Annotated in this window: 20 protein-coding genes; 15 read left to right on the top strand and 5 right to left on the bottom strand. The window is 72.0% G+C overall.

The features are described from left to right. The first annotated feature begins 294 nt into the window (after positions 1 to 294). Positions 295 to 1,302 carry a TIGR03617 family F420-dependent LLM class oxidoreductase gene (locus AC0NH5_RS41935; RefSeq protein ID WP_474413837.1) on the top strand — a complete coding sequence of 336 codons (1,008 nt, stop codon included), beginning with the start codon at positions 295 to 297 and terminating at the stop codon, positions 1,300 to 1,302. A 5-nt stretch (positions 1,303 to 1,307) separates the two neighbouring features. Here the strand turns inward: AC0NH5_RS41935 and AC0NH5_RS41930 are convergent, their stop codons facing one another. Continuing rightward, positions 1,308 to 1,676, bottom strand: a complete 369-nt coding sequence (locus AC0NH5_RS41930) for a DUF427 domain-containing protein (protein ID WP_474413835.1) — start codon at positions 1,674 to 1,676, stop codon at positions 1,308 to 1,310. Between the two features lie 70 nt (positions 1,677 to 1,746). Between AC0NH5_RS41930 and AC0NH5_RS41925 the strand changes: the two genes are divergently transcribed. Further along, positions 1,747 to 2,208 carry an aminoacyl-tRNA deacylase gene (locus tag AC0NH5_RS41925; protein WP_474413833.1) on the top strand — a complete coding sequence of 154 codons (462 nt, stop codon included), beginning with the start codon at positions 1,747 to 1,749 and terminating at the stop codon, positions 2,206 to 2,208. A gap of 165 nt (positions 2,209 to 2,373) precedes the next feature. On the opposite strand, the gene AC0NH5_RS41920 is transcribed toward AC0NH5_RS41925, so the two are convergent. Then, positions 2,374 to 3,225: an SDR family oxidoreductase gene (locus AC0NH5_RS41920; protein WP_474413832.1), complete on the bottom strand. Its 852-nt coding sequence runs from the start codon at positions 3,223 to 3,225 to the stop codon at positions 2,374 to 2,376. Positions 3,226 to 3,346: 121 nt separating this feature from the next. Between AC0NH5_RS41920 and AC0NH5_RS41915 the strand changes: the two genes are divergently transcribed. The 3 genes from AC0NH5_RS41915 to AC0NH5_RS41905 all read left to right on the top strand — a co-directional run bounded on the left by AC0NH5_RS41915 (position 3,347) and on the right by AC0NH5_RS41905 (position 5,860). Then, positions 3,347 to 3,724 (top strand): winged helix-turn-helix transcriptional regulator, encoded by a 378-nt coding sequence (locus tag AC0NH5_RS41915; protein WP_474413830.1) that lies wholly within the window; start codon positions 3,347 to 3,349, stop codon positions 3,722 to 3,724. 107 nt (positions 3,725 to 3,831) lie between these two features. Next, positions 3,832 to 4,176 (top strand): UBP-type zinc finger domain-containing protein, encoded by a 345-nt coding sequence (locus AC0NH5_RS41910; protein ID WP_474413827.1) that lies wholly within the window; start codon positions 3,832 to 3,834, stop codon positions 4,174 to 4,176. A 124-nt stretch (positions 4,177 to 4,300) separates the two neighbouring features. Then, positions 4,301 to 5,860: a methyl-accepting chemotaxis protein gene (locus tag AC0NH5_RS41905; protein ID WP_474413826.1), complete on the top strand. Its 1,560-nt coding sequence runs from the start codon at positions 4,301 to 4,303 to the stop codon at positions 5,858 to 5,860. A 59-nt stretch (positions 5,861 to 5,919) separates the two neighbouring features. Here the strand turns inward: AC0NH5_RS41905 and AC0NH5_RS41900 are convergent, their stop codons facing one another. Continuing rightward, positions 5,920 to 7,026 (bottom strand): CaiB/BaiF CoA transferase family protein, encoded by a 1,107-nt coding sequence (locus tag AC0NH5_RS41900; RefSeq protein ID WP_474413824.1) that lies wholly within the window; start codon positions 7,024 to 7,026, stop codon positions 5,920 to 5,922. Beyond that, positions 7,016 to 8,179, bottom strand: coding sequence for an acyl-CoA dehydrogenase family protein (locus tag AC0NH5_RS41895; RefSeq protein ID WP_474413822.1), 1,164 nt, complete (start codon positions 8,177 to 8,179; stop codon positions 7,016 to 7,018). Before AC0NH5_RS41895 ends, AC0NH5_RS41900 begins: the two co-directional genes overlap by 11 nt. Before the next feature lie 139 nt (positions 8,180 to 8,318). Between AC0NH5_RS41895 and AC0NH5_RS41890 the strand changes: the two genes are divergently transcribed. The 3 genes from AC0NH5_RS41890 (at position 8,319) to AC0NH5_RS41880 (ending at position 12,108) form a co-directional block, all read left to right on the top strand. Continuing rightward, a complete protein-coding gene (locus AC0NH5_RS41890) occupies positions 8,319 to 8,924 on the top strand; it encodes a TetR/AcrR family transcriptional regulator (RefSeq protein WP_474413820.1) in 606 nt (201 codons plus the stop codon). A gap of 81 nt (positions 8,925 to 9,005) precedes the next feature. After that, entirely contained in the window at positions 9,006 to 10,160 is a 1,155-nt protein-coding gene (locus AC0NH5_RS41885; RefSeq protein ID WP_474413819.1) for a hypothetical protein, read from the top strand. Positions 10,161 to 10,227: 67 nt separating this feature from the next. Further along, on the top strand, positions 10,228 to 12,108 hold the full coding sequence (locus AC0NH5_RS41880; RefSeq protein WP_474413816.1) for a propionyl-CoA synthetase: 1,881 nt from the start codon (positions 10,228 to 10,230) through the stop codon (positions 12,106 to 12,108). A 76-nt stretch (positions 12,109 to 12,184) separates the two neighbouring features. Here AC0NH5_RS41880 and AC0NH5_RS41875 read toward each other — a convergent pair whose 3' ends face one another. Further along, positions 12,185 to 13,999 carry a sulfatase-like hydrolase/transferase gene (locus AC0NH5_RS41875; RefSeq protein ID WP_474413814.1) on the bottom strand — a complete coding sequence of 605 codons (1,815 nt, stop codon included), beginning with the start codon at positions 13,997 to 13,999 and terminating at the stop codon, positions 12,185 to 12,187. 99 nt (positions 14,000 to 14,098) lie between these two features. On the opposite strand from AC0NH5_RS41875, the gene AC0NH5_RS41870 reads away from it, so the two are divergent. The 7 genes from AC0NH5_RS41870 to AC0NH5_RS41840 all read left to right on the top strand — a co-directional run bounded on the left by AC0NH5_RS41870 (position 14,099) and on the right by AC0NH5_RS41840 (position 19,528). Then, a complete protein-coding gene (locus AC0NH5_RS41870; protein ID WP_474413812.1) occupies positions 14,099 to 14,287 on the top strand; it encodes a hypothetical protein in 189 nt (62 codons plus the stop codon). A 21-nt stretch (positions 14,288 to 14,308) separates the two neighbouring features. Then, entirely contained in the window at positions 14,309 to 15,622 is a 1,314-nt protein-coding gene (locus tag AC0NH5_RS41865) for an LLM class flavin-dependent oxidoreductase (protein WP_474413810.1), read from the top strand. Continuing rightward, positions 15,597 to 16,106: an LLM class flavin-dependent oxidoreductase gene (locus tag AC0NH5_RS41860; protein WP_474413808.1), complete on the top strand. Its 510-nt coding sequence runs from the start codon at positions 15,597 to 15,599 to the stop codon at positions 16,104 to 16,106. The genes AC0NH5_RS41865 and AC0NH5_RS41860 overlap by 26 nt, the downstream gene beginning before the upstream one ends. Continuing rightward, positions 16,106 to 16,447 (top strand): hypothetical protein, encoded by a 342-nt coding sequence (locus tag AC0NH5_RS41855; protein WP_474413806.1) that lies wholly within the window; start codon positions 16,106 to 16,108, stop codon positions 16,445 to 16,447. Before AC0NH5_RS41860 ends, AC0NH5_RS41855 begins: the two co-directional genes overlap by 1 nt. A 105-nt stretch (positions 16,448 to 16,552) precedes the next feature. Next, positions 16,553 to 17,524: an IS481 family transposase gene (locus AC0NH5_RS41850; protein WP_474413804.1), complete on the top strand. Its 972-nt coding sequence runs from the start codon at positions 16,553 to 16,555 to the stop codon at positions 17,522 to 17,524. A 131-nt stretch (positions 17,525 to 17,655) separates the two neighbouring features. Beyond that, positions 17,656 to 18,603, top strand: coding sequence for a LysR family transcriptional regulator (locus AC0NH5_RS41845; protein ID WP_474413802.1), 948 nt, complete (start codon positions 17,656 to 17,658; stop codon positions 18,601 to 18,603). Between the two features lie 58 nt (positions 18,604 to 18,661). Next, the gene (locus AC0NH5_RS41840; RefSeq protein ID WP_474413800.1) at positions 18,662 to 19,528 is read left to right on the top strand and encodes an ABC transporter permease; all 867 of its coding nucleotides are present in this window, start codon (positions 18,662 to 18,664) and stop codon (positions 19,526 to 19,528) included.

Genomic DNA, 19,528 nt, shown 5'->3' with positions numbered 1-19,528 from the left:
TCATCACTCACGGTGCCCATCTCGCCGGACCACAGCCCGGCGTGTCGGGCCGGAAACACCGCTCCTGGCACAGTCCCCCGGATGCCGGCAGCCCTGGGGCAGGGCTACCGCGGAGAGCCGGGTGGGCGGGAGCGGCTGTGGGGCGAGCCGGCGGGCGAGGGCTGCCGAGGGCGGACGGGGCGGCTGCGGTGGGGAGCCGGGCGGCTGGGCGCGGCCGTGGGGAGCCGGACTGCCGCGGGGACGGAATGGCGGGGGAGCGGAGAGCGGCCGGCGCTTCGGTGTTATCACTGTGGGATGTTGGTTGACTTCGCGGCGGCGGTCGCGGCCTCACCGGGTGAGGCGGAAGCGGCGGCCGTGTCGGCCGAGCAGCTCGGATATGACGGGTTCGCGGCGGCGGAGACCCGGCACGACGTCTTCACCACGTTGGCGCTGGTGGCCCGGGCCACGTCGCGGATCACCCTGCAGAGCGGGATCGCGGTGGCGTTCGCGCGCACCCCGATGACGGTGGCGGTCCTCGCCAACGACCTGCAGCTGATCTCGGACGGGCGGTTCAGGCTGGGTCTCGGGTCGCAGGTACGGCCGCACATCGAGCGGCGGTTCGCGATGCCGTGGAGCCGGCCGGCCGCGCGGATGGAGGAGTTCGTCGCGGCGGTGCGGGCCATCTGGAAGTCGTGGGAGACGGGGGAGCGGCTGGCGTTCCGCGGGGAGTTCTACAAGCACACGCTGATGACCGAGTTCTTCAGCCCGGGGCCGAATCCGTTCGGGAACCCGCCGGTGGAGCTGGCGGCAGTGGGCGAGCTGATGATCCGGGCCGCCGGGCGGGTGGCGGACGGCCTGTTGGTGCACCCGCTGACCAGTGCGGCCTATCTCGGCGAGCGGATCGTGCCGGCGTTGCGGGAGGCTCGCGGCGGAAGCTTGGACGGCTTCGGGCTGGCGATGAGCGTGATGGTGGTGCTGGGCGCCGACGAGCAGCAGCGGGCGCGGGCCGAGCGGGCGGTGCGGGGGCAGATCGCCTTCTACGCGTCCACGCCGGCGTACCGCCCGGTGTTGGAGCTGCACGGCTGGGGTGAGCTGGCGGACCGGCTCAACGCGTTGTCGCGGCGGCAGGCCTGGGCCGAGATGGCCGACGAGATCAACGACGACGTGCTCGGCGCGTTCGCTGTGGCGGGCGACCCGGCCGCCGTGGCGACCGGGTTGCGCGACCGATTCGGATCGGCGATTGATCGGATTTCGCTATATACGCCCTACGACGCGGACCGGTACCAGATGGCTGCGGTGCGGTCGGCGCTGCGCGGGGAGTAGGGCGGTCAGCCGATCTGGATCGAGTCGACCCGGTTCGGATAGAACGCGACGTGTCCCTTGATGGCGGCGACCGGCGGGTGCGGCTCCGCGTACTCCCAGATGGCGTCGACAGCCTTCTCGCCGCCGATCGGGATGGAGTAGTAGCCGGCGTCGCCCTTGTAGGGGCAGTAGCTCTGCGTCGACGTCCGCTCGAGGAGGCTCTGGTCGACGTCAGCGAGCGGGATGTAGTGCACGGGCGGATAGCTCGCCTCCTGCAGCGTCACCGCGTTGCGGGTGTCGGCCACGACCTTGCCGGCGACGGTGACGACGACACGCTCGGCAGTGGGCGTGACAGTGATCGGGTGATCGGGTCCTGGTTCCAGGCGCGGCTTCATGAACCGACACTACTCCGGGCCGGGCGCCGTCCCTTGATCTTGCTGGGGCGACGCCGCCTATGGTGCTTGCATGACCACTCCCGCCATCGTCGCGGCGCAGGCCGCGGGCATCGAGCACGACGTCGTCCAGCACGGGCCGGTGAACAGTGTCGCCGAGGCGGCCGCGGCCCAGCAGGTCGAGATCCGCGATCTGGTCAAGACGCTGGTGGTGCGCCGGGCGGAGGGTGATCACCTGTTCGTCCTCGTGCCGGGCGACCGGGTGATCTCGTGGCCGAAGTTGCGCGCGCTGCTCGGCGTCAGCCGGCTCTCCATGCCCGACGCGGCCGCGGCGAAGGAGGCGACCGGGTACGAGCGGGGGACGATCACGCCGTTCGGGTCGGTCACGGCCTGGCCGGTGATCGCGGACGAGCGGACCCGCGGGCGGGTGATCAGCCTCGGCGCTGGGCAACGCGGGCTGGCCCTGCGGGTCAGCGCCGATGCCGCGGTCAAAACGCTGGGCGGCTCATTCGCGGACGTGACCGAGCCGGCGTAACGGACGGCCCGGCGTAACGAAGCGGCCCGGCGTAACGAAGCGGCCCGGCGTAACGAAGCGGCCCGGCGTAACGAAGCGGCCCGGCGTAGCGGACGGCCCGGCGTAACGAAGCGGTACGGCGTAACGAAGCCGAGCCGGCCCGGGAAGGGCCGGCTCGCCCGGCGTTCAGCCCTTGAGCGCGGCAGCCACCGCGTCCGCCGCCGTCGTGACCGGCCGCCCGATCAGCCGCCGCAGGTCCTCGCTGTCCGTGTCCAGCTCGCCCTGCGCGATCTTGGTGTCGGTGTCCGCGAGCAGCCCCGCATATCCCTCCGGCAGCCCGGCCGACACCAGGACCGCCTGGTACTCCTCCACCGGAAGGTCCCGGTAGACGACCGTCGTCCCGCTCTGCCGGGTCACCTCCGCGGCCAGTTCGGCCAGGGTGAACGACTCGCCGCCCAGCTCGTACACCCCAGGCTCGCCGGACTGCACGACCGCGGCCGCGGCCTCGGCGAAGTCCGCCCGGGTCGCCGCCGCGATGCGCCCGTCACCCGCGCTGCCGGCGATCGCCCCGTTGGCGAGGGCGCCGTCGAGCTGTCCGGTGTAGTTCTCGAGGTACCACCCGTTGCGCAGCAGCGCGTAGGGGATGCCCGACGCGGCGATCGCCTCCTCGCTGGCCTTGTGCTCCGGCGCGAGCCCGATGGTGCTGGTGTCGGCGCGGAGGATGCTGGTGTAGGCGAGGAACCGCACGCCCGCGGCGACAGCCGCGCCGACCACGGCGGTGTGCTGCGGCACCCGTTTGCCCACTTCGCTGCCCGAGATCAGCAGCAGCCGGTCGACCCCCGCGAACGCCGGCTCCAGTGTTTCGGGCCGGTCGTAGTCCGCCTCTCGGACCTGCACCCCGAGCGCCGCGAGGTCGGCGGCCTTGGTGGTGTTCCGCACGGCCGCGACGATCTCGCCCGGCGCGGTGCCCCGCCGGATCAGTGCCTCGACGACGAGGCGGCCCAGCTGTCCGGTGGCTCCGGTGACGGCGATGGTCATGACGACTCCCTACTGGCTTTCTGGCACGACCCGTGAAGCATGCACTAACTTTTAGAAAGCGCCAACCATGGGTGAGTGCTATCACTTATCGCCGCACCCCCGCGGAAAGTAGAGTCGGGCCATGACCGAACCGGACGACGACCTGATTCCCAGCGTCTTCGCCCGCGACTGCGCCTCCCGCGGCGTGCTGGCCGACGTCACCGGCCGCTGGGGCACGCTCGCCCTGGCCGCGCTGCACGAGGGCGCCTACCGGTTCAACGCCCTGCGCCGCCGGGTCGACGGTGTGAGCGAGAAGATGCTGGCCCAGACGCTGCAAGGCCTGGAGCGCGACGGCCTGGTCCGCCGCGAGGTGCAGGCGACCATCCCGCCGCGGGTGGAATACAGCCTCACCGAGCTCGGCGAACGCGTCGCCGGCAAGCTGGTCGAGTTGATCGACCTGGTGGAGGGCGAGATCGCCCCGATCCGCGCCGCCCAGGCCGACTACGACCGCACCCGCTGACCGCGCCGCCGGCAAAGGCCGGAACGCGGCGCGGCCAACGATTGGCGTGGCCGGCGGTTGGGTCCAGGCGTGACCAGCAGCCCCACCCGCTGCGCTAGATTGCGATCGTGACCGCTTCCATCCAGACCGACGTCCCCCCGTCCGGCACCGGCTGCGCCGACTGCCTCCCCGCCGGCGGCTGGTGGTTCCACCTGCGCCGCTGCGCCCAGTGCGGCCACGTCGGCTGCTGCGACAGCTCGCCCGCCCAGCACGCCACGGCGCACTTCCGGGAGACCGGGCACCCGATCATCCAGTCCTTCGAGCCCGGCGAGGACTGGTTCTGGGACTACGCGTCCGACACCGCGCACGACGGCCCGGCCCTCGCCCCGCCGACGAGCCGTCCGGCGGACCAGCCGGTCCCCGGCCCCGCGGGCAGCGTCCCGGCCGACTGGCGAACCAAGCTGAACCGCTGAGCGCCCACCGCCTGGTCCGCCACGAAACCATCCGCCTCCGGACGTAACGGCTTCCGAAACGTCGCTCCTCAGTTACGGCCCGTACCGGTCGATGGAGCGTACGTTGGAGACTCGTGGAGGTCAGATGGGCGGCTTGGAGAACATCGGCACAGCCAAACGGCTGGGCATCATCGTGACGACCGGTGCTCTCGCGCTCGGTGCGATGGGAACCATCACTCTGCTCGGGCAGCGGAGCATCGCCGACCAGGCCGATGAGATGCGTGCCCTGGAGGCCTGCGTGGCCGCGATCAACCACCTCAACAACCGGCAGAGCGAGTTGAAGGTGGACGCGTACCGGTCGGCGCTCGGCCACGACGTGACCGGCGACGCGACCGATGACGTGCAGTCGGCTGTCGAGGCCGCCGACAAGGTGGTCGCGTGCGGTCTGCCGTCTGCCATGCTCCAGCAATTCCAGAGCGCGCGCCCGGACTTCGAGGACTTCAACGATTTCATCGTGGCGTTCGTCGCCGACGGTGTCGCGGACCCGAAGTCGGTGGTGAACCGGACCGACGAGATCGCCGAGCGGAACAACAAGACCGACGACGCGCTCGACGCCCTCGGTGAAGTGGTGGAGGCCGCGGTCGCCGACCAGAAGGCCCACCTGGCGCACACGGTCAGCTCGACCCGGAACACTGCGATCGTCGTGGCCGTCCTCGGCCTGGTGCTGCTGATCGGCCTGGCCGTACCGATGGCCCGCTCGATCCTCAACCCGGTCCGCAGGCTCGGCCTGGTGATCGACGCGCTGGACCGCGGCGACCTGACCGTGCGCAGCGGCATCGCCAGCCGGGACGAGTTCGGCGCGATGGCCGCCGGCCTGGACCGCTCGCTGGACAAGCTGCGCGAGTCCATGCAGACCATCGCGCACGACGCGGACAGCCTGGCTGCCGCGTCGACCGAACTGGCCGCGGTCTCGGGGGAGATCGCCTCCGCGGTCGACAACACCGACCGGCAGAGCAGCTCGGCGTCGATCGAGGCGGACGAGATCTCGCGGAACGTGCAGACGGTGGCGGCGGGCTCCGAGGAGATGGGTCTGTCCATCCGGGAGATCTCCCGCAACACCAGCGAGGCCGTGCAGATCGCGGCGGTCGCGGTGACCGAGGCCGCCCGCGCCACCGACACGATCCGGCAGCTCGGCGAGTCGTCGGCCGAGATCGGCAACGTGATCAAGCTGATCACCAGCATCGCGGAGCAGACCAACCTGCTCGCCCTGAACGCCACCATCGAGGCTGCCCGCGCCGGCGACGCCGGCAAGGGATTCGCCGTCGTGGCCAGCGAGGTCAAGGACCTCGCTCAGGAGACCGCCCGGGCCACCGAGGACATCCACAGCCGGGTCAACGCCATCCAGCAGGACACCAGCGGCGCGGTCGAGGTGATCAACCGGATCTCCGAGGTGATCGCGCAGATCAACGACTTCCAGACCACCATCGCCTCGGCGGTGGAGGAGCAGACCGCCACCACCGGTGAGATGAGCCGCAGCATCGCCGAGGTGGCCGCCGGATCCAGCCGGATCGCCGCGAACATCAGCGACGTCTCGGCGGCCAGCGCTGCCACGGTCGGTGGCGTCAACCAGACCCGCGAGGCCAGCACCGAGGTGTCGCGGACGGCGGAGGAGCTGCGCACTCTGGTCGGCGGCTTCAAGTTCTAGGAACACGGGCACGACGAAGGGCCGGTCGCCGGGAGGCGGCCGGCCCTTCGTCTGTGCCGTCAGCGATCGGCCGGCTCCTCCCAACCGGCCATGACCTCGGTCACGGTGGCCGCCCGGGCCGCGGTGGGTGTCATTGCGGGGGTACGACCGAAGCGTGGCGCCGGGGCCGGCTGCCGCACCCCGCCCACCTCCACGAAGGTCCCCCGCTCGGCGTTGTGCGGATGGTCCGCCGCCTCCCCGGGCGCCAGCACCGGGCTGACGCACGCGTCGCGCCCCGCGAACACCTTTTCCCACTCGTCCCGGGTCCGCGCCGCAAACCGCTCGGTGAAGATCCGCCGCAGCTCCGGCCAGCCGGACCGGTCGAGTTGCGCGGGGAGGCCGGCGTCGCCGTCCAGCCCGAGCCCGTCCAGCAGCGCCGCGTAGAACTGCGGCTCCAGCGCGCCGACCGCCACGTAGCGGTCGTCGGCCGTCCGGTAGGTGTCGTAGAACGGCGCCCCGCCGTCGAGCAGGTTCGTGCCGCGGCCGCCCGGCCACATCCCGGCCCCGATCATGCCGTGCAGAAACGTGGTGAGCAGCGCCGACCCGTCCACCATCGCGGCGTCGACGACCTGCCCGCGCCCCGAGCGGTCCCGTTCCAGCAGGGCGGCCAGGACGCCGACGGCGAGCAGCAGGCCACCGCCGGCGAAGTCAGCGAGCAGGTTGATCGGCGCGTGCGGCGGCTCACCGGGCCGGCCCAGGGGTTCCAGGGCCCCGGCGACGGCCAGGTAGTCGATGTCGTGCCCGGCGGCGGCCGCCAGGGGCCCTTCCTGACCCCAGCCGGTGATCCGCGCGTACACCAGCCGGGGGTTGATCTTCTGGCACTGCTCCGGTCCGAAGCCGAGGCGTTCCGCGACGCCCGGCCGGAAGCCCTCCACCAGCACGTCCGCCCGGGCCGTCAGGCGCAGCAGCTCGCCGATCCCGTCCTCGCTCTTGAGATCGAGGGTGACCACCCGGCGGTTGCGCTGCAGCGGGCCGGCCGGCGGAACGAGCGGTCCGGAACCGCCGGGCCGTTCCACCAGGATCACATCGGCGCCGAGGTCGGCCAGGATCATGCAACCGAACGGTCCGGGTGCCAGGCCGGCCAGTTCGACCACCCGGACGCCGGCGAGCGGTGCCTCAGAGGACACGCGCGATCAGCTCCTTCATGATCTCGTTGGTGCCGCCGTAGATCTTCTGGACCCGGGCGTCCGCGTACATCTTCGCGATCGGGTACTCGGTGGTGTAGCCGTAGCCGCCGAAGATCTGCAGGCAGCGGTCGACCACCTCGCACTGGCCCTCGGTGAGGTAGAGCTTCGCCATCGCGGCGGTCGCCACGTCCAGCTCACCACGGGCGTGCCGGGCGATGCAGTCGTCCAGGAAGACCCGCGAGACCCGGGTCCGGGTGGCGCACTCGGCCAGCACCATCCGGGTGTTCTGGTGCCCGATCAACGGCTTGCCGAAGGCGGTGCGCTCCTTCGCGTACGCCGTGGCGAGCTCGACCGCGCGTTGCATGGCGGCGACCGCGCCGACGCCGATCACCAGGCGTTCCTGCGGCAGTTGCTGCATGAGCTGGATGAAGCCGGCGTTCTCGGTCCCCAGCAGGTTGGCGGCCGGCACCGCGAAGTCGTCGAAGAACAGCTCCGCCGTGTCGTTGGCGTGCAGCCCGATCTTCTCCAGGTTGCGGCCCCGCCGGAAGCCGGGAGTGCCGTCGGTGAGCTCGCAGACCAGCAGGGAGATCCCGTGTGCCTTGGCGGACTGGTCGGTCTTGACGGCCAGGACCAACAGGTCCGCCAGATGCCCGTTCGTGATGAAGGTCTTGGACCCGCTCACCGCATAGGAATCACCGGTCCGGACCGCACGGGTCCGTATCGCCTGGACGTCGGAGCCACCGTCCGGCTCGGTCATCCCGATGGCGCCGATCAGCTCGCCGCTGCAGAGGCCCGGCAGCCAGCGCTGTTTCTGCTCGTCAGTCCCGTATGCAGCGATATATCCCGTGACGATGCCGCTGTGCACCGCCAGGCCGAGGCTACCCTCACCGGTCAGGGTCTGTTCGTGCAACAGGACAGCCTCGTGGGTGAAGTCGCCGCCCCCGCCGCCGAACTGCTCGGGCACGGAGAGGCCGAGCAGGCCGAGCTCGCCGGCCCGGCGGTAGTGCTCGCGGTCGGGATGGCCCTGCCGTTCCAGGCGGCCGGCGTGCGGCAGCACCTCCTTGGTGAAGAAGGTGCGGGCCAGCTCGGCCAGATCGTCGTGTTCCGGCTTGCGCCACGGCTCGGTGTAGCCGTCCAGTCCAGGCGTAGACATCGACACACCCTCGAACACTATTGGCGATGTGTCAATAAGTGCGGTATGAATTGGCGGTATTCATCGGGAAATCCGATCGACGCATCGACACCGGCCCGATCGCGGCAGGTGATGAATCGACGTGACGTAAGGTCACGGGGTGGTGCATGTCGAGGCGGCCCGGCGGCGCCGGCTGGAGCCGGACGCACGGCGCGAGCAGATCCTCTCGGTCGCGATCCGGTTGTTCGGTGAGAAACCGTACGCCGAGGTGTCCACCACCGATGTGGCGCGTATAGCCGGGGTGGCGCGCGGGCTCGTGAACCACTACTTCGGGACGAAGAAGGACCTTTACCTCGAGGTCGTCCGAGTGATGCTGACAGTGCCCACGGTGGCGGTCCAGCGCCTGCCCTCGGGCGGCCCGCCGGAACGGGCCGCGGCGATCGTCGACTGGTTCCTCGACGTCGTCTCCCGGCACAGCACGTCGTGGCTGGCGGCGACGTCAGCGGGCGGGATGGCCGGCGACCCGGACGTGGACGCGGTGATCGCCGAGGCGGTCGACGTGGCCGCGGACGGGGTGCTGGAGGCGTTCGGGCTGGCGCACCCGTCGGAGGCGCTGCGGGGGATGGCCCGGGCCTACGTGGGGCTGGCGATCCACACGGGGCGGGAGTGGCTGCAGCGGGGCGTGCTGACCCGCGACCAGGTGCACCTGCTGCTGACGACGACGCTGCTCACCATCGTGGAACGAGTGTTCCCGCAAGCCGGATGACGGACAGTTCGGTCCGGACCGTATCTGGTCGGAACCGGACCGCCTCCTGCTGGTACGACCCCCGTCCGGCAGGAGAGAACCATGGCCGTCGCCACGCAGCACCCCGCACCCGCGCCCGCCGGGGCGCGCGCCGCCATGCCCGCCGTCGACGCCGTCGGCGGCCCCGTCCCGTCCGCGTGGCGGGAGGGCACCCTGACCCGGGCGGCCGAACTGGAGTCCCTTTTCGCCTGGCTGTTCCCGCTCGGCCCGGAGGCGTCCCCGCACCTGAGTCACGCCGTCGGCGCCCACCTGTCGGCTGCCCGCGAGGCCGCCCGGCAGCACCGCGGCCTCGGCCGGTTGCGGCGCAGCGGGCCCGCCGTCGAACGGGCCATCAGCAACCTCGACGCCGTCGAGGCGCACCTGCTGCAGATCGCACCGGCCGACTACCTGCTCGGCCAGATGCCGTGCCTGCTCAACCAGGCCCGGCGGCACCTGCCGGCGGATGATCCGCGGCGCACCGAGATCGAGCGCATCTTCCGGCGCTCCGCGACCGGCGAGCCCGCCCAGCGCCTGGAGATCATGGAGCTGGAGCGGCGCCGCATCGTCAGCGCCGTCCGCGGCGCCGCGTCCGCCGCACTGCGCGAACAGCTGCGCGTCCGCAGTTTCCGCAACGTCCTCGCCGTGACAGCGGTGATGATGGCCGTGCTCGCGTTCGCCCTGATGACGGTCGGCCTGCTCCGGCCCTCGGCGCTGCCGCTCTGCTTCCAGCCCGAGGAAGCCGGCCAGACGGTCGTCGTCTGCCCCACCGCGCAGTCGGACACCGTGATCGCCGGGCAGCCGCCCGGCCCCGCGTCCGCCGACATCGACGACGCTGTCCGGGCCACCGCGTCCCCGCAGGACGTGCTGATCGTGGAGCTGGTCGGGCTGGCCGCCGCTGCCGTCGCCGCAGCCGCGGCAATCCGGAAGATGCGCGGCTCCTCCGAACCGCACGGCTTGCCGGTCGCGCTCGCCGTGCTCAAGCTGCCCACCGGGGCGATCACCGCGGTGCTCGGGCTGCTGCTGATGCGCGGCCAGTTCGTCCCGGGGCTGAGCGCGCTCGACACCTCGGCGCAGATCCTGGCCTGGGCGCTGGCGTTCGGCTACGCGCAGCAGCTGTTCACCCGGCTGGTGGACCGGCAGGCGAACGTGGTGCTCAACGATGTGCGCGGGGGAAAGCCGGTGGCGGCGCCTGCCGCGCCGGGTGAGCCTGTCGCCTAGCCTCCTAGGATGACTCAGCGGGTGTGGGTGACTGGACAAAGGCACGGGAGCGGCGCAGCGTCAGATCATGGGTGCCTACCGTGAGATCTATGAGCGCAGCATCAGCGACCCGGAGGGTTTCTGGCGTGCGGCGGCCGCTGCCATCGACTGGCGCCGTGCGCCCGAGCGGATCCTCGACGACTCCGAGGCGCCGATCTTCCGGTGGTTTCCCGACGCCGAGCTGAACACCTGCCACAACGCCCTGGACCGGCACGTCGAGGCGGGCCGCGGCGACCAGCCCGCCCTGATCCACGACAGTCCGGTCACCGGCTCGGTGCGGGTCCGCACCTATCGCGAGCTGCGTGACGAGGTCGCGCTGTTCGCCGGGGCGCTGCGCCGGCTCGGTGTGCGGCGCGGCGACCGGGTGGTGATCTACATGGCGATGGTGCCCGAGGCCGTCGTCGTGATGCTGGCCTGCGCGCGGATCGGGGCGGTGCATTCCGTGGTCTTCGGCGGGTTCGGCGCTCGCGAGCTGGCGGCCCGCATCGACGACGCGCGGCCCGGCGTGATCGTCGCCAGCTCGTGCGGGATCGAGGCGGGGCGGATCGTGCCGTACCAGCCGATGCTGGACGCGGCGCTCGCCGAGGCGGCGCACCGGCCGGCTCACCGGATCATCCAGCAGCGGCCGCAGGCGCCCGCCACGCTACGCGACGGGGATCTGACGTGGGCGGACGCGGTCGCGGGGGCGACGCCGGCCGAGTGTGTGCCGGTGGCGGCCACCGATCCGCTCTACATCCTGTACACGTCCGGGACGACGGGACGGCCCAAAGGTGTCGTCCGCGACAACGGCGGCCATGCGGTCGCGCTGCGCTGGTCGATGGAGAACATCTTCGGGGTACGGCCTGGCGAGGTCTTCTGGGCGGCCTCCGACGTGGGCTGGGTGGTCGGGCACTCGTACATCGTCTATGCGCCGCTGCTCACCGGCGCGACCTCGATCCTGTACGAGGGCAAGCCGGTCGGCACCCCGGACGCCGGGGCGTTCTGGCGGGTCGTGGAGCAGCACCGGGTGACCGCGATGTTCACCGCCCCGACGGCGATCCGGGCGGTCCGCAAGGAGGACCCGGACGGCAAGCTGCTCGCCGGCCGCGACCTGAGCAGCCTGCGCACGCTGTTTCTGGCGGGGGAGCGGCTCGACCCGCGGACGTACGAGTGGGCGGGCGAGTTGCTCGGCGTGCCGGTGATCGACAACTGGTGGCAGACCGAGACGGGCTGGCCGGTCGCCGCGAGCCCACGGGGCCTGGAGGAGCTGCCGACGAAGCCGGGTTCACCCTCGGTGCCGATGCCCGGGTACCGGGTGCGGGTGGTCGACGACACCGGCGCCGCCGTGCCGCCGGGCCGGGAAGGCGCGATCGTGCTGGGCCTGCCGCTGCCACCGGGCTGCCTGCCGACCCTCTGGCAGGACGACCAGCGGTACGTGCGCTCCTACCTGACCGCGTTCCCCGGCAACTATCTGACCGGTGACGGCGGGCGGATCGACGAGGACGGCTATCTGTACGTGCTCGGCCGCACCGACGACGTGATCAATGTGGCCGGTCACCGGCTGTCCACGGGCGCGATGGAGGAGGTGCTGGCCGCGCATCCGGCGGTCGCCGAGTGTGCCGTGATCGGCGTCGGCGACCTGCTGAAGGGTCAGGTCCCGCGCGGCTTCGTGGTGGTGCGCGGCGACCTGGAGGTCGATCCGGTCGCGCTGGAGGCCGAGCTGGTCGCCGACGTCCGGGACCGGATCGGGCCGGTGGCGGCGCTGCGCCGGGTGGACGTGGTGCCGGCCCTGCCGAAGACGCGCTCCGGCAAGATCCTGCGCGGCACCATGCGGGGGATCGCCGACGGCCGGGACGAGCCGGCGCCCTCCACGATCGAGAACCCGGACGTGCTGGAGAGCCTGCGCCCGCTGCTCCGCGGACCCCGCTGAGAGAAGTACGGCCGGCTCCCGGTGCTGCCCGCCGGGCCGCGGGACGACATCGGGAGCCGGCCGTGGGGCGCCGGCGTCAGTGCGGGGTGCCGGTGCCGAAGGTCGAGTAGAAGCGGTCCCGGAAGGTGTTCATCGGCCAGACCGGGGCGTCGGTTGCCGGTTTGAGGCCCTCGGTCCAGTTCCAGGCGTTCACCTTGTCGAGCACGGCCGCGTCCTTGGTGACGATGGTGATCGGCACGTCGCGGCTGGCGTTGTCGCCCGCCACTGCCGTGGACGGCTGGTGGTCGCCGAGGAAGACCAGCACCAGCTTGTCGTCGCCGTACTCGCGCACCCAGTCGATCAGCGTGGTCAGCGTGTACTCGATGGACCGGCCGTACGCCTTCTTGACCGTCCGGGCCGACGACCAGGTCTTCGACCTCGAGCTCTTGTACGCGATGGCCTTCTCGTAGACCGACCCGTCGCCGACCTGGTCCCAGTCCAGGAACTCGGGGATCCGGGTCCACGGGGTGTGGCTGGAGACCAGCGGGATCTCCGCCATCAGCGGCGGACGGCCCGCCTTCTGGTACTCGTTCTCGGTGAACTGCTGGAGCGTGTACTGGTCGGGCATCGACGCCCAGCCGAACTTGGGGCCCTGATATCCGAGGTTGCGGCTGTCCCAGACCCGGTTGAAGCCGTAGAAGGTGCCCTCCGGCCAGGCCCGGGTGGCGCCCGGCATCACGCTGACGGTGTCCCAGCCGTTCTGCTGGAACGTCTTGGGCAGGGTGAGCCGGTCGCTGGCGGTGAGGCGGCGGTACCGGCCCTGGTTGTTGATCCACAGTCCGGAGAGGAACGTCGAGTGGGCCAGCCAGCTGTTGCCGCCGAACGTGGGCGAGGTGAGCCAGCCGCTGCGGCCGGCGTACCCGGCCTGCTGCAGCTTGGCCTGGCCGTCGGCGAGGACGTCGCCGACGCCCGGCGCCAGTTCCGGCGCCTCGATCGCGTTGCGGCCGTAACTCTCCACGAAGGTGAAGATCACGTCCTTGCCGCGCAGCGCGGACAGCAGCTGGGCGGGGGGCGTGTTCTTGTACGGGTCGGCACTCGCCTCCCGGTTGAAGGCGGCCTCGTTCGCGATGCCGTCCCGGGCCTGGCCGGCGCGGTCGATGGCGTACGTGACCGTGGTGCGGGCGGCCAGCGGGACACTCGGGACGACCTGCACGCCCAGCAGCAGGGCGGCCACCCAGGCCGCCGCGATGCCGCCCGCGGTGATCCCGGCGGTCCTGCGGTGCCGGCCGGCGAGGGCCGCGACCCGCAGCACGGCCCAGGTGGTGAGCGTGGGCACCGCGATCGCGAGCAGCACCACCGCGGCCACCGCCGCGTACCCGGCGCCGTGCCCGTACGTCTCGCGGATGAAGCCGTAGGTGTCGCCGAGCAGCGACCAGTCGAGCACCGGGTCGAACGGCCGGGCCAGGTTCGCGAACCAGCCCATGTCCAGGGACTTCTCCAGGACCAGCCAGCCGAGCACGACCCCGCCGATCGAGGCCAGCACGACGCGCGGGCGGCGGGGGAGCACGGCCAGCAGCGCGAGCCCGGCGGCCGCCTCGATCGGGATCCGGACGAAGCTGCCGATGGTGAGGCGCCGCAGCACGTTCGGGAAGAGCAGCGCGACGAAGACCACCACGCAGGCCAGCACGGTGAGGCCGATCGAGACTCTGGGGTTGCCGAGCAGCCGGCGCAGGCGGCCCGGCGGCTTTGCCGTCGGCGGCTCGTCCGGGACCGCTCGGTCCGCCTCCGTTGCCGGTTCGGAGTCCGCCCGGTCCGTGTCGGCCGCCTTTTCGGGCTCCGATCGGTCCGCTTCCGTCTCGGGCTGTTCGGGATCGTCCGGCGTCTGCGGATCGGCGAGGTCTGTCGGCTGCACGTCAAGGGGAACGCATCCGCCGCCGGGATGGTTCATCCAAGATCTGAGCCGCGTGTCACGCCGCTTGCCAATTCCCTATTTAAGCTATAGCGATTATGGATGACCCGACTGCGTCTGGCGGTCGCCCTCGACGGGCGGCACTTCACCGCCGGCCCGTGGGTGGACCTGGCCCGCGCGGCCGACGAGGCGCTCCTCGCGACCTGGTGCCGATCCTGCGCCGCCGAGGGCTCTTCCAGCCCTCGGCGGCGACCACGCTGCGCGAGCGCCTCGGCCTGGCGCCGGCCGTGAACCGCTATGCGGAGGCCGGCCTTGCCTAGGCGGATCATCCTGGCCGCCCACTTCCCGGGCGTGAACAACACGACGGTCTGGAGCGACCCGCGGGCCGGCAGCCAGATCGACTTCGCCTCGTTCGAGCACCTCGCCCGCACCGCCGAACGCGGCCGGTTGGACTTCTTCTTCCTGGCCGAGGGCCTGCGCCTGCGCGAGCAGCGCGGGCTCATCCACGATCTGGACGTGGCCGGCCGGCCGGACACGCTGACCGTGCTCGCCGCGCTCGCCGCGGTCACCGAACGGCTCGGCCTGGCCGGCACGCTCAACGCCACCTCCCACGAGCCGTACGAACTGGCCCGGCAGCTGGCCACCCTCGACCACCTCTCCGGCGGCCGGGCGGCGTCGAACGTGGTGACCTCGCCCGGCCCGTTCTTCGGGGCCAACTTCCGGCGCGGCGGCTTCCTGGACCATGCGGACCGATACGTCCGGGCCGGCGAGTTCATCGAGGCGGCGCGCCGGCTGTGGGACTCCGGCGGCGGTGAGTTCGCCTATCGCGGGCAGCAGTTCGACATCCACGGCCGGTTCGGCGTGCCGCGCAGCCCGCAGGGCCATCCGGTGGTGCTGCAGGCCGGCGACTCCACCGGCGGCCGGGAGCTGGCCGCGCGGCACGCCGACGCGATCTTCTCCCGGCATCACCAGCTCGGCGCCGCGCGGGAGTTCTACCGCGACGTCAAGGGGCGGCCGGTGAGGTACGGCCGCGAACCGGACAGCCTGAAGATCATCCCGGGTGTCTCGTACGTCCTCGGCGACAGCGGCGCGGACGCCCAGGAGAAGGCGCACCACATCCGCGGGCAGCAGCAGGTCAGCCCGCAGACCGCGGTCCTGCTGCTGGAGCAGGTGTGGAACCGGGACCTGTCGGACCTCGACCCCGAGGGCCCGCTCCCGGCCGTCGATCCGCTGCTCGACGAGGACGCCGCGATCGTCCAGGGCCGGGCCGGCATGTACCCCGACCGCCTCGCCACCGCGGCCGAGTGGCGGGCCCGGGCCGAGGCGAAGAACCTCAGCATCCGCGAACTGATCATCGAGGTCACCGGGCGGCAGAGCTTCATCGGCACCCCGGCCCGGGTGGCCGAACAGATGGACGAGTACGTGCGGACCGGCGCCTGCGACGGCTTCATCCTGGTGCCGCACCTCACGCCCACCGGGCTCGACGACTTCGTGGACCGGGTGGTCCCGTTGCTCCAGGAACGCGGCGTGCTGCGCACCGAGTACGAGACCACCACCCTGCGCGGCCATCTCGGCCTGCCGCCCGTACCGGAGGACCATCGTGCCCGTACCCCTGAACGTTCTTGATCTCGCCCCGCTGGTGGCCGGCGGCGACGTCGGCGACGCCCTGCGCCGCACCCTCGACCTGGCCCGCCGGGCCGAGGAGTTCGGCTATCGCCGCTACTGGGTCGCCGAGCACCATTGCACGCCGGGGGTGGCCGGCGCCCAGCCCGCGCTGCTGCTCGGGCAGATCGCCACGGTGACCGATCGCATCCGGCTCGGTTCCGGCGCCGTGCAGACCGGCCACCAGACCGCACTGTCCATAGTCGAGCAGTTCGGGCTGCTCGACGCGTTGTACCCCGGCCGGCTCGACCTCGGGCTGGGCCGGTCCGGGCAGGCCGAGAAAGAGATTCTTCACCACGAGCCGACCGAACCGGATCCCGAACGCGTCGTCGACGGCCTGCTCATCCCGTCGCCAACTACCACGTCGCGCCGGCGAAGGTCCTCGAAGCCGTGCACGCCCACCGGGAGTCGTTCCGACCGTCGGGCACGCTCGCCCGGCCGCACCTGATGGTCTCGGCCGACGTGCTGGTCGCGGCGGACGACGACGCCGCCCGGCGCCGGGCGGCACCGTATGCCCTGTGGGTGCGCAGCATCCGGACCGGGCTCGGCGCGGTGCCGTTCCCCAGCATCGAGCAGGCAACGGCGTACGACTGGACCGGCACCGACCGGGAGCTCGTCGCGGACCGGGTCGCCACCCGGTTCGTCGGCTCGCCGGGGACGGTGGCGGACGGCCTGCGCACGCTGCAACAGGTCACCGGCGCCGACGAGTTGCTGATCACCACGATCGCGCACGACCATGCCGACCGGGTGCGCTCCTACGAGCTGCTCGCCCGGGAGTGGGGCGTCTAGGTGTAGTGACCATGAGCGTTGTTGACGGCGGCGTGGCTGCTTGAGATGTGAAGAGACCTCCGGCGTGGTGGAAGTTGCGACGCTTTCACCGGAACCGGAGGTCTCATGGCCCACCGTAACGCCCGATTGACCGTGCACGGCCGGCGGCTGCTCATCACGCGTATCGTCAATGACCGGCGTCCTGTGGCGCACGTGGTCAAGGAACTCGGCTGTTCGCGGCAGACGGGATACAAATGGCTGGCCCGCTGGCGCGCCGAAGGTGACGCCGGACTACTGGACCGGCCCGGTACCGCCCACCGGCTGCCCGGCAAGACCAGCCCCGATCAGGAAGCCCGCGTGTGCGCCCTGCGTAGCGCACTCAAACGCGGCCCACGCCGGCTCGCCCCGCTGCTGGACATGCCGGCCTCCACCGTTCACGCGGTCCTGACCCGGCACGGCCTGCAGCGCCTGGCCTGGCTCGACCGGCCCACCGGCCAACCGATCCGCCGCTACGAACGCGACCGGCCCGGCGAACTGCTCCACGTCGACGTCAAGAAGATCGGCCGGCTCCGCGACGGCGGCGGCTGGCGGGTCCACGGCCGCGACAGCCTCGAACGCCGCCAAGCCCGCGCCGGCACCCGAGTGGGCTACGAATACGTGCACGCCGCTATCGACGACCACACCCGCCTGGCCTACGCCGAAATCCACCCCGACGAGAAAACCGGCACCTGCGCCGGCTTCCTGCGCCGCGCCGCCGCACACTTCGCAGACATCGGAATCGACCGCATCGAACGCGTCATGACCGACAACGCACTGGCCTACCGCCGCGGCCACGCCTGGCAACAGGCCTTAGCCGACCTCGGCGCCCAAGCACGCTTCACCCGCCGCTACCGCCCACAAACCAACGGCAAAGCCGAACGCTTCAACCGCACCATGTGCGACGAATGGATCTACTCCCGGCCCTTCACCAGCGGCCAGGACCGCGCCGACGCCCTACCCGACTGGCTCCACACCTACAACCACCATCGAGCCCACACCGCGCTCGGAGGCCAGCCACCCATCAGCCGGGTCAACAACGGTCCTGGTCACTACATCTAGGCGGTGGCGGACCGCTCGTACCGCATCGTGGCGCCCGGCGGACCGGGCAGTCCCGATCGCGGATCTGCACGACATGGTGGATATCTCGCGTTAGGGCGATCTTCGCCGCGCGGCTGGCCCACCATCGGGGCGTGGAACTACGGCAGCTCAGCTACGTCGAGGCGGTCGCGCGCTACGGCGGGTTCACCCGGGCCGCGGAACGCCTGCACGTGGCACAGTCGGCGGTGTCCGCGCAGATCCGCGCGCTGGAGGCGGAGCTGGGGCTGGCGCTGTTCGCCCGCACGACCCGGCGGGTCGCGCTGACCCCGGCCGGCGAGTTGTTCGTGGCCCGGGCGCGGCGGGTGCTGGCCGAGCTGGACGGCGCCCGCACCGAACTCAGCGAGATCACCGCGGTGGTCAGCGGACGGGTCACGCTGGGCGCCACGGCGGCGCTCGGGCCGTACGACCTGCCGCAGGCCCTGGCCCGGTTCCGTGACCGGTTTCCCGGCATCGCGCTGCGCCTGCGCTCCGGGTTGATCACCAGCTTGCTCGGCGCCCTCGACGCCGGCGAGGTCGACCTGGTCGTGGGGCCGGTCCACACCGACCTGCCGGCCCGCTTCGACGCGCTGCCGCTCACCGACGAACAGCTGCTGTTCGCCGTGCCGCTCGGGCACGCGCTGGCCCGCTCCGGGCGGCTCACCCTCGGCGAGGCCCGTGACGAGCCGTTCGTCAGCCTGCCGCCGGGCAGTGGGCTGCGCTGGATCCTGGAGGACGCGGCCCGTTCCGCCGGCTTCACGCCCCGGGTCGAGTTCGAGGCGCCGGACTCGGCGGGCGTGCGCGAGCTGGTGGCCGCCGGTCTCGGTGTCGGCCTGCTGTCCCGGTGCGCGGCGCAGAAGCCGGACGGGCCGGCCGTCACGGTGCGCAGCCTGCACCCGGCGCCGGTGCACCCGCCGATCGGGGTGATGCACTCGCGGGACCGGCCGCTGAGCCCGGCCGTCCAGTCGTGCCGCCACCATCTGGTGGAGGTGGCCGGCCGCGGGACCGACCCGAGTCATCGTGAGCCCGCCGCCGAACCGTCAGGTGGGACCGTATTGCAGTAACCCCATAGATGAGATAGGAATAGCGGGCATTAACGCAGACCTCTGCCAGGAGCCCGCCTTGACCACGTCCGTCGCCCCCGCGCCACCGGCCGAGCGCGCCGCCTCCCGGCCGCCCGGCTCGGCCGGCACCCTCGCGCCCGGCGGCGGCCTGCGCCGCCGCCTCGCGCTCCGGCTGCTCGCGCTCATCGCGCTCTACCTCCTCTGGGAGGTCACCGCGCGGATCATGCGCAACCCGACCTTCATCCCCTCACCCGCGGCGGTCTGGCACCAGCTGGTCGTCACCTCGACCGTGCACGACGGGGTACGCGGATACAGCGGGCACCTGCTCATCGAGCACCTCGGGGTGAGCCTGCGCCGGATCGTGATCGGTTCGGTGATCGGCGTCGCCGGCGGCCTGCTGCTCGGCGTGCTGATGGGCACGATCGGCTGGCTGCGGGTGGTCACCGAGCCGGTCGTCACGTTCATCCGGGCGCTGCCGCCGCTGGCCTACTTCAGCCTGTTCATCATCTGGTTCGGCATCGACGAGACCCCGAAGCTGTGGCTGCTCTCGATCGCCGCGCTGCCACCGGTCGCGGTCGCCACCGCCACCGCCGTGCACGGCGCCCCCACCGGGCTCGTCGAAGCCGCCCGGGCCCTCGGCGCCACCCGCTGGCACACGATCCGCGACGTGGTGCTGCCCAGCGGGCTGCCGGAGATCTTCACCGGGATCCGGCTGGCCGTCGGCGTCGCGTACTCGTCGGTTGTCGCCGCCGAGACGATCAACGGGGTGCCCGGCATCGGCGGCATGGTCCGTGACGCCCAGCGTTACTCCCAGACCGACGTGGTCGTCCTCGGCCTGTTCGCCATCGGCCTCTCCGGCCTGCTCATCGACGCCCTGCTGCGGACCGCCGAGAACCGGCTGATCCCGTGGCGCGGCCGCGCCTGA

It is taken from the genome of Actinoplanes sp. 13, assembly GCF_056134165.1.
This window is presented reverse-complemented; position numbering and strand designations above follow the sequence as displayed.

Excerpts from the sequence above, each read along its gene's own strand:
- AC0NH5_RS41935 (WP_474413837.1), top strand. The coding sequence starts at position 295 with ATGTTGGTTGACTTCGCGGCGGCGGTCGCGGCCTCACCGGGTGAGGCG.
- AC0NH5_RS41930 (WP_474413835.1), bottom strand. The coding sequence starts at position 1,676 with ATGAAGCCGCGCCTGGAACCAGGACCCGATCACCCGATCACTGTCACG.
- AC0NH5_RS41925 (WP_474413833.1), top strand. The coding sequence starts at position 1,747 with ATGACCACTCCCGCCATCGTCGCGGCGCAGGCCGCGGGCATCGAGCAC.
- AC0NH5_RS41920 (WP_474413832.1), bottom strand. The coding sequence starts at position 3,225 with ATGACCATCGCCGTCACCGGAGCCACCGGACAGCTGGGCCGCCTCGTC.
- AC0NH5_RS41915 (WP_474413830.1), top strand. The coding sequence starts at position 3,347 with ATGACCGAACCGGACGACGACCTGATTCCCAGCGTCTTCGCCCGCGAC.
- AC0NH5_RS41905 (WP_474413826.1), top strand. The coding sequence starts at position 4,301 with ATGGGCGGCTTGGAGAACATCGGCACAGCCAAACGGCTGGGCATCATC.
- AC0NH5_RS41895 (WP_474413822.1), bottom strand. The coding sequence starts at position 8,179 with ATGTCTACGCCTGGACTGGACGGCTACACCGAGCCGTGGCGCAAGCCG.
- AC0NH5_RS41885 (WP_474413819.1), top strand. The coding sequence starts at position 9,006 with ATGGCCGTCGCCACGCAGCACCCCGCACCCGCGCCCGCCGGGGCGCGC.
- AC0NH5_RS41880 (WP_474413816.1), top strand. The coding sequence starts at position 10,228 with ATGGGTGCCTACCGTGAGATCTATGAGCGCAGCATCAGCGACCCGGAG.
- AC0NH5_RS41870 (WP_474413812.1), top strand. The coding sequence starts at position 14,099 with ATGACCCGACTGCGTCTGGCGGTCGCCCTCGACGGGCGGCACTTCACC.
- AC0NH5_RS41855 (WP_474413806.1), top strand. The coding sequence starts at position 16,106 with ATGGTCTCGGCCGACGTGCTGGTCGCGGCGGACGACGACGCCGCCCGG.
- AC0NH5_RS41850 (WP_474413804.1), top strand. The coding sequence starts at position 16,553 with ATGGCCCACCGTAACGCCCGATTGACCGTGCACGGCCGGCGGCTGCTC.